Raw genomic sequence first — 14,334 nt, forward strand, 5'->3', positions numbered from 1 at the left:
CCGTCCGGATCTCATTGGAGGCTTCGTGTCCCGCTACGATCGCTGGAACGCCATCCTGGAGCTGCTCGCCCAGGAGGGCAGGCTGTCGGTGGAGGAGGCCGCCCAGGCGCTCGACGTCTCGACCGCCACGATCCGGCGTGACTTCGACCAGCTCGCCCAGCAGCAGATGCTCATGCGCACGCGCGGCGGAGCCGTCGCCCAGAGCGTCAGCTACGACCTGCCGCTGCGCTACAAGACGGCCAGGCACGCCGACGAGAAGCACCGCATAGCGGCCGCGGCGGCCGACCTGGTGAGCGCGGGCGCCGTGGTCGGGCTCAACGGCGGCACCACCACCTCCGAGCTGGCCCGCACCCTCGCCACGCTGTCCACGCTGGAGAGCGGGTTCACGATCGTCACCAACGCCCTGAACATCGCCGCCGAGCTGACCGTGCGGCAGCACGTCAAGATCGTGGTCACCGGCGGGGTGGCCAGGCAGCAGTCGTATGAGCTGATCGGGCCGCTGGCCTCGGGCGTGCTCGAACAGGTCACCCTCGACGTGGCCTTCCTCGGCGTCGACGCGATCGACGTCGAGCTGGGCGCCTCGGCCCACCACGAGGGCGAGGCCAGCGTGAACAACCTGCTGATCAGCCGGGCCGCCCAGGTCGTGGTGGTGGCCGACTCCTCCAAGGTGGGCCGGCGGGCCTTCTCCCGCATCTGCCCGATCGAGCAGATCGACACGCTGGTCACCGACGAGCGGCTCTCCGACGAGCTCACCGGCCGGCTCACCGACGCGGGCGTCAAGGTCGTACGCGCCTGAGCCGTCCCTTGCGTTACATGGAACCGGGCGTACGGGTAGGTACTGACCGCAGTCGACGCAAGGGGAGACGATGACGGCGGGTAGGAGCGTGGCCCGGCTCGGGCCCACCGAGCGCGCGGCGGCGCTGGCGGAGATGTCCGCCCAGGAGTTCGACGTGGTCGTGGTCGGCGGCGGCGTGGTGGGGGCGGGCACCGCGCTCGACGCCGCCACCCGGGGCCTCGACGTGGCCCTGCTGGAGGCCCGCGACTTCGCCTCGGGCACCTCGTCGCGCTCGTCCAAGCTCATTCACGGCGGCCTGCGCTACCTGGAGCAGCTCAACTTCGACCTGGTGCGCGAGGCGCTGCAGGAGCGGGCGCTGCTGCTCCAGCGCCTGGCGCCGCACCTCGTCCGGCCGGTGCCGTTCCTGTTCCCGATGACCCATTTCGGGTGGGAACGCGGCTACGTGGGCGCCGGCGTGGCGCTCTACGACACGCTCGGCTTCGCCTCCGGCCTCACCCGCGGGGTGCCGGGGCATCGGCATCTGTCCAGGTCACGAGCGTTGCGGCTGGCCCCGGCGCTGAAGAAGAGCGCACTCACCGGCGCCGTCCAGTACTGGGACGCCCAGGTCGACGACGCCCGATACGTGATGACCATGCTGCGCACCGCCGCCACGTACGGCGCCCGGATCGCGCCGCGCGCCCAGGTGGTCGGGTTCCTGCGGGAGGGCGAGCGGGTCACCGGCGTGCGGGCGCGCGACCTGGAGACCGGCGCCGAGTTCGACGTACGCGCCCAGCAGGTCGTCAACGCCACGGGCGTGTGGACCGACGACATCCAGGAGCTGGTCGGCGGGCGCGGCCAGATCCACGTACGGGCCTCCAAGGGCATCCACCTGCTGGTGCCGCGCGACCGCATCCACTCCCGCACCGGCATCATCCTGCGCACGGAGAAGTCGGTGCTGTTCGTGATCCCGTGGGGCCGCCACTGGATCATCGGCACCACCGACACCGAGTGGACGCTCGACAAGGGCCATCCGGCCGCCTCCCGGGCCGACATCGACTACCTGCTCGACCACGTCAACGCCGTGTTGTCGGTGCCGCTGACCCGCGACGACGTCGAGGGCGTCTACGCCGGGCTGCGCCCGCTGCTGTCGGGGGAGTCCGACGAGACGTCGAAGTTGTCGCGCGAGCACGTCGTGGCGCATCCGGTGCCGGGGCTGGTGATGATCGCCGGCGGGAAGTACACGACGTACCGGGTCATGGCCCGCGACGCGGTGGACGCGGTGGCGCACGGGCTCGACCAGCGGGTGCCGCGCTCGTGCACCGACCGCATCCCGCTGGCCGGGGCCGAGGGCTACCAGGCGCTGTGGAACTCCCGCTACCGCCTCGCCCACACCTCGGGCCTGCACGTCGCCCGGATCGAGCACCTGCTCCAGCGCTACGGCTCGCTCATCGACGAGGTGCTCCAGCTGATCGAGGGCGATCCGTCGCTGGGCCGGCCGCTGGCCGGGGCCGACGACTACCTGCGGGCCGAGATCGTCTACGCCGCCACCCACGAGGGCGCCAGGCACCTCAACGACGTGCTGACCAGGCGCACGCACATCTCCATCGAGACCTTCCACCGCGGCCTGGCCGTGGCGCAGGAGGCCGCCGAGCTGCTGGCCGGGCCGCTCGGCTGGGACGCCGAGCAGGTGAAGCGCGAGGTGGAGTACTACACCAAGCGCGTCGAGGCCGAGCGGCGCTCCCAGGAGCAGGACTCCGACCAGGAGGCCGACGCCATCCGGCTGGGCGCCCCCGAGATCGTGCCCGTGGTCGCGCCGGAGCGCGGGTGACCGGCGGACCGGTCACCCGCCCTCAGGGGGGTCAGCGCAGCGGGATCCAGGCCTGACGGGCCAGCGTCGTGGCGTCGTTGACCTGGAGGCCGTCCCAGGACAGCGTCCAGAGGGCGTCGCCGATGACGATCGAGCGCTGGATGCCGGGCTGGTAGGTGTAGTCCTTGTCCTGGTGGGTGGGGTGCTTGATCATGCCGAGCCTCTTCACGGCCGAGTCGTCGATCTTCAGCACGAGCGCGCCCGACTCCTTGGGGGTCATCAGCGGGAGCACCGACAGGCCGGTCTTCGGCCAGTACAGGAACGCGTGCGGGTCCCACTCGGCCTCGGAGCCCGACTCCTTCTGGAAGAGCTGCGACAGCCTGCGCGGGGCGGCCGGGTCGCTGACGTCGAACAGCGAGACCTGCGTGCCGAGCGTCCTGCCCTTGTCGCTGGCCTCCTGGCCGATGCCGATCAGCCGGCCGTCCGCGCCGGGGTGCAGGTAGGCCGAGTAGCCGGTGATCTTCAGCTCGCCGGTCACCTTGGGGGCGGCCGGGTCGCGCAGGTCGAGCGTGTAGAGCGGGTCCACCTGCTTGAACGTCACGACGTAGCCCACCGGGCCGATGAACCGGACCGAGTAGATGCGCTCGCCCTTCCCGAGGCCGCCGACCTCGCCGGTCTTGGCCATGGTGGCGGCGTCGAGCACGTACACGCTGCTGGCGCTGTTGCCGCCGTCGGTGGCGGTGAGGGTGGTGGCGACGCGGAGGTGGCCCTCGTACTCCGACAGCGAGTACTGGTTCAGCAGGCGGCCGGGGACCTTGCCGGAGGCCACGTACGAGGGGGCGCCGGCGGCGCTGATGTCGAACCGGTGGACCTCGGTCTCCTCGGGCGGAGCCGTGGGGGTGGGCTCGGGCACGGGCTCGGAGGTGGCGGGCGTGGCCGGGGCGCTGCTCGTCACGGCCGGGTCGCTCGGGGTGGGCTCGACGGCCGGGGCGGCGCCGTCGGTGGCCGTCGGCACGGGCTCGACCGGCATCGGCTCGGTGACCACCGGGAACCACCAGCGGGGGTTGCTGGCGACGTACAGGCTCGTGCCGCTGCCGTAGACGGTGTCGCCGTCGGCGGCCAGGCTGATGGGCTCGGTGCCGGTCGCGGCGACGTCCTGGGTCAGGTCGATGCTGTGGACGGTGAGCAGCGAGGTGCCGGTGTAGTCGGCGGGGTGGCTGACCCGCTCGCACTTGACCGTGTCCTTCTTGACCGCGCCGGACCCGCCGGTGATCTCGACCGTGGGCAGCCAGGCGGACAGCGGCGCCCGCCGGACGACGTCCTGGTTGGCCTTCTTGCGGTCGGCCTCGGATGCGTCCGGGCTCTTGGGCTCGGGGAAGGTGATGTCGGGCTGGCTGCGGGTGACGAGCCGGACCGTGGAGCCGATCATCCTGGCGTCCACGTACGAGCCCTGCGCCCGGATCGTGCTGAGCACCTTCGGCTGCCCGGCCAGGTCGACCACGACGTAACGGGTCTCGCCGGGCGGCGCGAAGGACTTGACCATGATGTCGCCGCCGCGGAACAGCACCAGCGCACGGTCGCCGGAGAGCAGCAGGTCGGCGGGGGCGAAGGTCGGCTCGTCCTTCTTGGTGAGCTTGAGCGAGGCGGTGACCTTCTTGGTCGCGGTGTCGATGACCCGCAGGGTGCCGTCCACGACCGTGACGATCCGGTTGCCGTCGGTCTTGACCAGGTCGGGCTCGTCAACGCCCGCCTCGTGCACGTTCGTGGTGGAGTGCTCGGGGGTGTCGGAGGTGGTCTTCGCCCGCGCGGTGGCGGCGGTGTCCTCCATGTACATGATCTGCGGGCCGCCGAACCCCCACGGGCCGACGTTCTCCGCGGCGTGCTCCCGCAGGCCCGACAGCATGTCGTCGCAACTGTCGTAGGCGACCAGGCGGACGGCGTCGAGCGTGACCTTCGGCACGGGCGCCTGGCCGGTGGCCGCCGAGGTGCAGGCCGTCGTGGCCATGGCGAGGGCCGCGGCGGTCACGGCCGTACGGAACAGCGTCTTCATGACCTCCATGACGGCTGCGCGGGCCGGATGGTTCAGGAGCCCTTGGCCGGGTTGGCGGTGAAGACCGGGCTGAAGTCGACGTCTTCGGGCACGTCGAGGATCTTGCGGAGCAGGGTGCCCTTGAGGTCGACGACCTGGATCTCGTCCTTGGTGTTGTTGTCCTGCTCCCAGCAGTAGAGGTGGGTGTCGTCGTACCAGCCGAGCACCTTGTCGCAGTCGGAGGCGAACTTGTGCGTGCGGTCGCCCGACTTGACGTCCCACACGCAGGTGTCGCCGTCGCTGCCGTTGGGGCAGGTGGACAGGAACGACTCGCCCGAGGGGGAGAAGACGTCCTGGGTGCCGGCGGGCAGCGTGCCGATCGAGCGCAGGTCGCGGGTGGCCTTGCCGTCGGCGTCGAAGAAGCGCAGGCTGCGGTTCTTCTCCGGGCCGAAGATGTTGATCACGCCCGTGCCCTCGCCGTCCCAGCCGAAGGCGGTCTTGCGGACGGCGGAGTCGTCCACCATGACGGTCTTCGCCTTCTTCGTGGCGACGTCCACGATGACGAATCCGGGGTAGGTCCAGGTGTCGCCGCTCTTCCGCTCGATGTTGAGCAGGATCCTGGAGCCGTCCTCGGACCAGCCGCGGATGCTGGCGATCAGCGGGCCGCGGACGGTCTTGATCGTGGTGCGCTCGCCCGTCTGGCGGTCGCTGACGATGATGTAGTCGTAGTTGTCGTCGGTGTACTTGCGGCCGCGGGTGGCCAGGTAGCGGCCGCCGGGGGAGACGTTCGACTCCCAGTTGCCGGCGTACTTGCGGAACGGCCCGCGCAGCGAGTCCCTGGCGTGGTCGATCCAGTCCTCCTTCTTCTTGTCGTAGATCTCGTAGGAGGTCAGGACGATCGCGTCGGAGGTGTTCTCGTACAGGCCGATCGCGGCGCCGGGCAGCGCCTTGCGCGGACCCTCCTCGGGGACGGAGACCGGCGCGACCGACGCCGCGACCGACGGCGTGGCGGGCGGCACGCTGCGCCCGGACGGCCGGGCGGAGGCGGGCGTCGTGACGCCGCCGTCGGCGGCCAGGGTCGTCCTGTTGTTGGCGATGAGCACGGCGAGCCCGGCCAGCACGAGTAAGGCGACGGCCAGCGTGGCCCCGATGACCAGCGGCGCCCTGCTCTTGCCGGCCGGCCGCCCGGGGTGGACGCCCGGATGGGTGGGCTGCGCGTACGGGCCCGGCGGGTGCCACTGCTGCTGCGGGTACGGCTGCCGGCCCCCCGGCACCGGCCCGGTCATCGGCCCGTGCGGAGGCCCCTGTGCGGGCCCCTGTGCGGGCCCGTGCGGCGGTCCCTGCGGCGGTCCCTGCGGGTGCTGCTGCGGCGGCCCCGCCATCGGCCCCGCCATCGGCCCGGTCATGGGTGGCCCGGCGGGGCCGGCCTCGGCGGCGGCCGCGGCGAGGATGGGCGAGTTCGCCGGCATCGGGTGCTGGAGCAGGCGCATGATCACCTGCTCGGCCGTCGGCCGCTGCGCCGGGTCCTTGGCCAGGCACGCGGCCACGACGTCACGCAGCGCGCCGTCGAGCACGCCCAGGTCGGGCTGCTGGTTGAGGACCCGGTTGATCACCGCGGGCATGGTGTCGCTGCCGAACGGCGCCCGCCCGGACGCCGCGTAGACCATCGCGCTGGCCCACGAGAACATGTCGGCCGCCGGCCCGGCGGTGTGGCCCATGATCTGCTCGGGCGGCATGTACGACGGCGTGCCCACGACCATGCTGCTGATCGTCGAGGTCGCGTTGAGCGCCCGCGCGATGCCGAAGTCGATCACCCGCGGGCCGTCCGCGCCCAGGATGACGTTGGCGGGCTTGAAGTCGCGGTGGACGATGCCGGCCTGGTGGATGGCGGCCAGCGCGGTCGCGGTGCCGATGGCCAGCCGGTGCAGCGTGGACCCGGTGCGCGGCCCCTCCTCCTGCACCACCCGCTGCAGCGAGGGCCCCTCGATGAACTCGCTGACGATGAACGGCCGGTCCAGCTCGACGCCGGTGCCGAGGACGGCCGCGGTGCAGAACGGCGCCACCTGCTGGGCCACCTGGACCTCGCGCAGGAACCGCTCGACGCTCACGTCGTCGCCGGACAGGTCGGGGCGCAGCCATTTGACGGCGACGTGCGCGCCGGAATGATCTTTCGCGAGGTAGACGACGCCCTGGCCGCCCTCGCCAAGCCTGCCGAGGAGATCCATGCCGGCCAGACTCGCCGGATCTCCCGGGCGTAGCGGAGCGAACGATGGCATAAGAGGATTCTGACCCCACCCCGCGAATCCGCAAAAACTACCCGCCGGTAGCCAAGCGGAATATCCTTCGGGCATGCACGTCACGTCCAGCGGCAAGACCCGGGAGATCACCGCCCCCTTCACCGGCGAGCCGCTCGCCGAGCTGCCCATTTCCACGGCCGACGACGTACGCCTGGCCTACGAGCGCGCCAGGGCCGCCCAGGCCGAGTGGGCGGCCAGGCCCGCCGCGGCGCGGGCCAGACCGTTCCTGCTGCTGCACGACGCCATCCTCGACCGCAGGGACGAGATCCTCGACATCGTCCAGAACGAGACCGGCAAGGCCCGCAAGCACGCCTTCGAGGAGGTGCTCGACGTCGCCGGGTGCAGCCTCTACTACGCCCGGCGGGCGTCCGGCCTGCTCGCGCCGCGCACGCGCAAGGGCATCTTCCCCGGCGCCACCCGGGTGACCGAGCTGCGCCAGCCCAAGGGCGTGGTCGCGCTGATCTCCCCGTGGAACTACCCGCTCTCGCTCGGCGTCACCGACGCCGTGCCGGCGCTGCTGGCCGGGAACGCGCTGGTGCACAAGCCGGACACCCAGACCGCCATGTCCACCTTGTGGACCATCGACCTGCTGGCCGAGCTGGGCATGCCGCGCGAGATCTGGCAGGTCGTGCTGGGCGAGCCCGCCGAGATCGGCGACGCGCTGCTCGACGACGCCGACTACGTCGCGTTCACGGGTTCGACCAGGGGCGGCAGGAAGATCGCTGAGGAGGCGGCCAAGCGGCTCATCGGCTGCTCGCTGGAGCTCGGCGGCAAGAACCCGATGGTGGTGCTCGAAGACGCCGACGTGCCGCTCGCCGTCCAGGGGGCGATCCGGGCCTGCTTCACCAACGCCGGCCAGCTCTGCCTGTCCATCGAGCGGCTGTACGTGCACGCGTCGGTATTCGACGACTTCGCCGCGCGCCTGGTCAGGCAGGTCGGCAACCTCAAGCTCGGCGCGGGCCACGACTGGTCGGTCCAGATGGGCTCGCTCACCTCACAACGCCAGCTCGACGCGGTCAGCGCCCACGTGGACGACGCCGTGGCCAAGGGCGCGACCGTGCTGACCGGCGGCCGGGCCAGGCCCGACCTCGGCCCGCTGTTCTACGAGCCGACCGTGCTCACCGGCGTGCGCGACGACATGGACCTGTGCCGCAACGAGACGTTCGGGCCCGTGGTCGCCCTCTACCCCTTCGACTCGGAGGAGGAGGCGATCGAGCTGGCCAACGACACCATCTACGGCCTGAACGCCTCCATCTGGACCACCGACCCGGCCCGCGGCCGCGCCCTGGCCGCCCGCGTCAAGGCCGGCACGGTCAACATCAACGAGGGGTACGGCTCGGCCTACGCCTCCTACGACGCGCCCATGGGCGGCATGAAGGCGTCGGGCCTCGGCCGCCGGCACGGCGCGGAGGGCCTGCTGCGCTACACCGAGTCCAAGACCGTGGCCTCGCAGGCGTCCTGGCTGGGCTTCGAGCCGCCCTTCGACCTGACGTACGAGACGTGGGCCGACGTCCTGGCCGGCACCCTCAAGGCGATGCGGAAGCTGCGGATCAAGTGACGTTCGACGTTCTGGTCATCGGGTCGGGGTTCGGCGGCAGCGTCTCGGCGCTGCGGCTGAGCGAGAAGGGGTACAAGGTCGGCGTGCTGGAGGCGGGCCGCCGGTTCGACGACTCCGCGCTGCCGGCCACCTCGTGGAAGCTGCGCGACTTCCTGTGGGCGCCCTGGCTCGGCATGAAGGGCATCCAGCGCATCCACGTGCTGCGCGGCGAACCCGGCACCGGCGTGATGGTGCTGGCCGGAGCCGGGGTGGGCGGCGGGTCGCTGGTCTACGCCAACACCCTCTACGAGCCGCTCGACCCGTTCTTCCGCGACCCGCAGTGGGCCGGCATCACCGACTGGAAGGCGGAGCTGGCCCCCCACTACGACCAGGCCAGACGCATGCTCGGCGCGGTCACGAACCCCACCGTCACCCGCGCCGACGACGTCATGCGCCGGGTCGCCGAGAAGATGGGCGTGGGAGACACCTTCCACCTGGCCCCGGTCGGCGTCTATTTCGGCGAGGACGGCGTCGACCCGTACTTCGGCGGCGCCGGGCCTCGGCGGCGCGGCTGCATCGAGTGCGGGCAGTGCATGACCGGCTGCCGCCACGGCGCCAAGAACACGCTGGTCAAGAACTACCTCCACCTGGCCGAGCAGGCAGGCGCCCGGGTCTACGCCGAGTGCACGGTCACCTCGGTGCGCCCGCTGCCCTCCGGCGGCTACCGGGTCGTCGCCCGCCGGACGGGGTCGGCGCTGAGCCGCCGTTCGTTCACGGCCAAGCAGGTGATCTTCGCGGCCGGCACGTACGGCACCCAGCGCCTGCTGCACAAGCTGCGCGCCACCGGCGACCTGCCCGGCCTGTCGCCCACGCTCGGCACGCTGACCAGGACCAACTCCGAGGCCCTGCTCGGCTTCGAGCGCACGTCGGCGGGCGGCGAGAAGCTCAACAAGGGCGTGGCCATCACCTCCTCCATCCACCCCGACGCCGAGACCCACATCGAGCCCGTGCGTTACGGCGACGGCTCCAACGCCATGGGCCTGCTGCGCACCCTGCTCGTGGACGGCGGCCAGCCGAGGTGGCCGGCGCTGTTCCGGGAGATCGCCGCGCGGCCCCTGGAGGCGCTGCGGCTGCTCGACCTGCGCCGCTGGTCGGAACGGACCGTCATCGCGCTGGTCATGCAGGCCAAGGACAACTCGATCACCGTCCGGCGCACCCGCTGGGGTTTGCGGTCGGCCCGCGGTCACGGCGAGCCCAACCCGACCTGGATCCCGGCCGGGCACGAGGCCGTCCGGCACGCGGCGGCCGAGATCGGCGGGGTGCCCGGCGGCACCTGGCTCGACCTGTTCGACATCCCGACGACGGCCCACTTCCTGGGCGGCTGCGTGATCGGCGACTCGCCCGAGACCGGCGTGATCGACGCCTACCACCGCGTCTACGGCCACGAGGGGCTGCACGTCGTGGACGGCTCGGCGGTGTCGGCCAACCTCGGGGTCAACCCGTCGCTCACCATCACCGCGCAGGCCGAGCGGGCCATGTCCCTGTGGCCCAACGCCGGCGACCCCGATCCCAGGCCCGCCACGGGCTCGCCGTACGTCCGGCTGCCCCCGGTGGCGCCCCGCCGGCCCGCCGTGCCGGAGCGGGCGCCGGGAGCACTCCGTCTGTATACACTGTAAACGTGAGCGAACGAGGGACGGCGGCGCGCATCGAGGCCGTGGCCCGGCGGATCCTGCTGGAGGAGGGCGCCGACGCTGTCAGCATGCGGCGGGTCGGCGAGGCCGTGGGCGTCACCGCCATGGCCATCTACCGGCACTTCCCCAACAGGGAGGCGCTGCTGCGCGCCGTCGCCGACGCCGCCGCCCGCGAGCTGGCCGAGGCGTGGACCCGCAGGCCCGGCACGGGCGACGTGGAGGAGCGCATGATGGCGGCGCTCGACGACTTCCTCGACTTCGCGCTCGGCAGCCCCCACCTGTACAACTTCCTGACCTCCGACGCCTGGGCGCGGGCCCGTCGTTTCCCCGACGACTTCCGCGACGGGGAGGGCCCGCCGTTCAGCGTGGTGGTGGCGCTGGCCGAGGAGGGCATGCGCGCGGGCGTGCTGCGCGAGGACGACCCGCTGGAGACCGCGCTCGCGGTCACGGCGAGCACCCAGGGCCTGGTCCAGCAGTACCTGAGCGGCCGGATGAGCATGGCCGAGCCCGACTTCCGCGCCCTGTGCCACCGCACGGTGACCCGCGTGCTCAACGGCGTACGGAATAAACCTTATGTACCCCCGTGTCCTTGACGGACATGAAGATTCGTTACGCCGGTGGCCCGACCGCCGTCATCGAGCTGGGCGGCGTCCGGCTGCTGGTCGATCCCACCTTCGACGCGCCGGGCGACCACCCGGTCGGCGCCAGGGTGCTCAAGAAGACGGCCGGCCCCGCCTTCGGCCCCGACGAGGTGGGCCCGGTGGACGCCGTACTGCTCTCGCACGACCAGCACCCCGACAACCTCGACGACGCGGGCCGCGCGTTCCTCGCCGCGGCCCCGCTGGCGCTGTCCACCGCCTCGGCGGCCGAGCGCGTCGGCGAGCCGGTGCGCGCCCTGCCCAACTGGAGCGAGACCGAGGTCGGCCCGCTGCGGGTGACCGGCGTGCCCGCCCAGCACGGCCCCGACGGGACCGAGCACCTGACGGGCGAGGTCACCGGCTTCGTGCTCAGCGGCGAGGGCCTGCCCACCGTCTACGTGAGCGGCGACAACGCCTCGCTCGACGTCGTGCGGGCCGTGGCCGCCAGGTTCCCGCGGATCGACGTGGCGCTGCTGTTCGCGGGCGGCGCGCGCACCCCGCTGGTGGACGGTTTCCTGACGCTGACCAGCGAGGACGCCGTCACCGCCGCCGACATCCTAAGCGCGCGGCACGTCGTCCCGCTGCACTTCGAGCAGTGGGCGCACTTCACGCAGGGCCGCGACACGCTGGAGAAGGCGTTCGCGGGGCTCGGCGAGCGGTTCGTGCTGCTCGCCCCTGGCGAACAGGTCGAGCTTTCCTGAGCTCGTCCTGACAAGGTGGTCCGGTGAGCTGGAGCACGCGCGCGCTCGACGCGCTGGCCGCCGGGCCGCCGACCAGGCTGATCGACTTCCCCGTCCGGGTCCCCGGCGTGCGCCTGCTGCTGAAGGACGAGTCCGGTCAGCCCACGGGCAGCCTGCGGCACCGGCACGCCAGGGCGCTGTTCCGGCGGGCCGTGCTCGACGGCTCGATCACCGAGGGCACCACCGTGGTCGAGGCCACCGGCGGCAACGCGGCGGTCGCGCAGGCGTGGTTCGCCCGGCGGCTCGGCCTGCCCTACCTCGTGGTCATGCCGGGCGCGCCCGACCCGGCGCGGGCCCGCGCGGTCGAGGCGCTGGGCGGCGAGTGCAGGTTCGTGACGCCGCCCCTGGCCATCTACGACGCGGCCAGGGAGGCGGCCGGGCAGGTCGGGGGCCACTACCTCGACCAGTTCGGCCGGGCCGCGCCGCACGACCTGGCCGAAGAGCTGTTCGCCCAGGTCCGTCCCGACTGGGTGGTGACCGGCGCGGCCACCGGCGCGACCTCGGCCACGCTCGGCGCCGCGGCCGGGGAGCACGGCTGCCGGGTGGCGGTCGCCGATCCCGACAACTCCGCCTACTTCCCGGGCTGGACCCTCGACGTGCCCGACTACGCCACCGGCATGCCCTCGCGGATCGAGGGCGTCGGCCGTCCGCGCGTGGAGCCGGGGTTCCGGCCCGACCTGGTCGATCTGGTGGTGCCGGTGCCCGACGCGGCGGGCGTGGCGGCGGCCAGGCGCATCAGGGAGGTCACCGGGCTGCCGGTGGGCGGCTCGTCCGGCACCGCGCTGTGGGCCGCGCTCGAACTGGCCGGGCGCATGCGGGCCAGGGGCGAGAGCGGCACGATCGTCTCGCTGGTGGGCGACGCGGCCGAGCGGCACCTGGCGACGTACCACGACGACGCCTGGGCCGCCGGCAAGGGCCTCGACGTCGCCGGCCGCCTCACCGAGCTGCGGCAGCGGGTCTGATCCAGCCTTCCAGCCCCGCCAGGAAGTCCTCGAACAGGTGGCGGTGGATCGTGTGCTCGGCCCCCGTGACCACGCGCACCTCGAATCCCTTGCCCCGCAACTCCTCCTGGAACGCCGGCGGCACCAGGAAACTCGGGTCGGCCACCTGCACCAGCGACGGCACGACGGGAGCGGGCGTGAAGTCCATGCCCGACGCCTCGACGAGCGACAGCGCCGACCGCCGGTCCCAGCGCGCGAGCATCTCGACCTCGACCGCCACCTCCTCGGCCGAGAAGCCGGGGTGCAGGGCGGCGATCAGCTCGCCGGTCTCGTCGGTGAAGCCGGCCATCGACTCCAGGGCGCCGCTCTCCAGCGTCGGCAGGCGGAAGGCCGGGTCGGAGTAGATCGCCCGTCCGGGCATGAGCCGTTCGACGGCGAGGCCGAGCGTGAGGCCTCCCAGGGAGTGCCCGATGGCCAGCTCGGGGCGCGCGGGCACCGACTCCGCCAGCGACGAGGCGAACAGCTCGGGCGGGTAGGCGTCGGCGCGGGGGCTCTCGCCGTGGCCGGGGAGATCGACGGCGATGACCCGGTAGCCGCGCGCGGCCAGCTCGGGGCCCACCCGCCACCAGCATCGCGAGTCGGCCATGATGCCGTGGACGAGGACGGCCAGGCGGTCGCCCGAACCCCATTCACGAGTGTGCAGCTTCATGCGGCAGCCTCTCCTGCTTATACGTATAAGCAGTTGATACCATCCACCCCGTGAACACGACAAGGGGGGACCGTCCGCCGACCAGCGTCGACGTGGCCAGGGCCGCGGGAGTGTCCCAGGCCACGGTCTCCTACGTGCTCACCGACAACCCCCACGCCCGGGTGAGCGAGGAGACCCGCAGGCGGGTCCGCGACGCCGCCGCCCGGCTCGGCTACGTCCCCGACGCCGCCGCCCGCGCGCTGCGTACGGGCCGCAGCGGCATCGTGCTCATGCCGCTGTCGCGGGCCAGGACGGGCCGGCTGGCGCAGCAGGTGTCCGAAGAGCTGGAGGAGGAGTTCAGGGCCCGCGGCTACACCCTCGTCCAGTACGGCGAGCGCACCCTCAAGGGCGTGGCGGCGGCCAGGAGCTGGCTCGCCCTGCGGCCCTCGGCCGTCCTCGTCGAGGCCGCGCGGCTGACCAGGCCCGCCGTGGACCTGCTGCACGCCTCGGGCGTCCGGGCCGTCGTCGGCCTGTCCGACCAGCCCTCGCCGCTGGTGCCGGCCCTGGTGTTCGACCATCGGGCCCTCGGCGCCGTGGCCGCCCGCCACCTGGTCGCACGGGGGAGCAGGCGGCTGGCGGCCGTCGTGCCCCGGGAGGAGGGCGTCGACGCCATGGGGCGGGCCCGGCTGGCGGGGGTGCGGGAGGTCGTTCCCGGGGCCGCGCGCATCGACCTGGCCTTCTCGGAGGAGGAGGCGGGGCGGATCGTCCGCGCGGGTGACCTGCCCGACGGCGTCTTCGCCTACAACGACGAGTACGCGATGCTGCTGATCAGCGCGTTGCAGGACGCCGGTCTGCAGGTCCCCGGCGACGTCGCCGTGGTCGGCGCCGACGACCTGCCGATCTGCACGCTCATGCGGCCCCGGCTGACCAGCGTGCACTTCGACGCCACCGCCAGCCCGGCCGATCTGGCGGAGGAGATCGACGGGATCGTCCGCGGTGTGCGGCCGTCCGTGGCGGGCGAGGTCGTCGCCCGGTTCGAGCCCCGGCTGGTGGTCCGGTCCAGCGCCTGAGGCGCGTGACGAGGGGCCGGCGCCTGAGGCGCGTAACGAGTTGGACGCGCGTCTTGTCAGCCCTTCCCGCGCGACCTACAGTCCAGAGCAATCGTCGGTGATACGTATCACCATCGCTCGG

At 72.7% G+C, this 14,334-nt stretch carries 11 protein-coding genes; 8 read left to right on the top strand and 3 right to left on the bottom strand.

The annotated features are described in order from the left end of the window. The first annotated feature begins 25 nt into the window (after positions 1 to 25). Entirely contained in the window at positions 26 to 796 is a 771-nt protein-coding gene (locus ACIBK9_RS44940; RefSeq protein WP_358282199.1) for a DeoR/GlpR family DNA-binding transcription regulator, read from the top strand. Between the two features lie 70 nt (positions 797 to 866). Further along, positions 867 to 2,603 (top strand): glycerol-3-phosphate dehydrogenase/oxidase, encoded by a 1,737-nt coding sequence (locus ACIBK9_RS44945; RefSeq protein ID WP_397165112.1) that lies wholly within the window; start codon positions 867 to 869, stop codon positions 2,601 to 2,603. 31 nt (positions 2,604 to 2,634) lie between these two features. Here ACIBK9_RS44945 and ACIBK9_RS44950 read toward each other — a convergent pair whose 3' ends face one another. Both ACIBK9_RS44950 and ACIBK9_RS44955 read right to left on the bottom strand, forming a co-directional pair. Beyond that, positions 2,635 to 4,632 (bottom strand): beta-propeller domain-containing protein, encoded by a 1,998-nt coding sequence (locus tag ACIBK9_RS44950; RefSeq protein WP_397165114.1) that lies wholly within the window; start codon positions 4,630 to 4,632, stop codon positions 2,635 to 2,637. Positions 4,633 to 4,664: 32 nt separating this feature from the next. Beyond that, on the bottom strand, positions 4,665 to 6,836 hold the full coding sequence (locus tag ACIBK9_RS44955) for a protein kinase (RefSeq protein WP_397165115.1): 2,172 nt from the start codon (positions 6,834 to 6,836) through the stop codon (positions 4,665 to 4,667). A 124-nt stretch (positions 6,837 to 6,960) separates the two neighbouring features. On the opposite strand from ACIBK9_RS44955, the gene ACIBK9_RS44960 reads away from it, so the two are divergent. From ACIBK9_RS44960 to ACIBK9_RS44980, 5 genes are read left to right on the top strand one after another with little or no spacing between them, the layout of a single operon-like run. After that, positions 6,961 to 8,466 (top strand): succinic semialdehyde dehydrogenase, encoded by a 1,506-nt coding sequence (locus ACIBK9_RS44960; RefSeq protein ID WP_397165117.1) that lies wholly within the window; start codon positions 6,961 to 6,963, stop codon positions 8,464 to 8,466. Further along, positions 8,463 to 10,121 (top strand): FAD-dependent oxidoreductase, encoded by a 1,659-nt coding sequence (locus ACIBK9_RS44965; RefSeq protein ID WP_397165119.1) that lies wholly within the window; start codon positions 8,463 to 8,465, stop codon positions 10,119 to 10,121. Before ACIBK9_RS44960 ends, ACIBK9_RS44965 begins: the two co-directional genes overlap by 4 nt. Positions 10,122 to 10,123: 2 nt before the next feature. Beyond that, positions 10,124 to 10,729 carry a TetR/AcrR family transcriptional regulator gene (locus tag ACIBK9_RS44970; protein WP_397165120.1) on the top strand — a complete coding sequence of 202 codons (606 nt, stop codon included), beginning with the start codon at positions 10,124 to 10,126 and terminating at the stop codon, positions 10,727 to 10,729. A 5-nt stretch (positions 10,730 to 10,734) separates the two neighbouring features. Continuing rightward, the gene (locus ACIBK9_RS44975) at positions 10,735 to 11,475 is read left to right on the top strand and encodes an MBL fold metallo-hydrolase (RefSeq protein ID WP_397165121.1); all 741 of its coding nucleotides are present in this window, start codon (positions 10,735 to 10,737) and stop codon (positions 11,473 to 11,475) included. A 23-nt stretch (positions 11,476 to 11,498) separates the two neighbouring features. Further along, the gene (locus tag ACIBK9_RS44980) at positions 11,499 to 12,476 is read left to right on the top strand and encodes a PLP-dependent cysteine synthase family protein (protein WP_397165123.1); all 978 of its coding nucleotides are present in this window, start codon (positions 11,499 to 11,501) and stop codon (positions 12,474 to 12,476) included. Here ACIBK9_RS44980 and ACIBK9_RS44985 read toward each other — a convergent pair. Further along, positions 12,451 to 13,164: an alpha/beta fold hydrolase gene (locus ACIBK9_RS44985; protein WP_397165125.1), complete on the bottom strand. Its 714-nt coding sequence runs from the start codon at positions 13,162 to 13,164 to the stop codon at positions 12,451 to 12,453. The two genes, ACIBK9_RS44980 and ACIBK9_RS44985, sit on opposite strands and share 26 nt — an antisense overlap. Before the next feature lie 50 nt (positions 13,165 to 13,214). Between ACIBK9_RS44985 and ACIBK9_RS44990 the strand changes: the two genes are divergently transcribed. Further along, complete coding sequence (locus tag ACIBK9_RS44990) at positions 13,215 to 14,213, top strand: LacI family DNA-binding transcriptional regulator (RefSeq protein ID WP_397165126.1); 999 nt, start codon at positions 13,215 to 13,217, stop codon at positions 14,211 to 14,213. Positions 14,214 to 14,334 lie beyond the last annotated feature (121 nt).

Origin of the sequence: Nonomuraea sp. NPDC050227, from assembly GCF_044459705.1 — a bacterium.
GTDB lineage: Bacteria > Actinomycetota > Actinomycetes > Streptosporangiales > Streptosporangiaceae > Nonomuraea.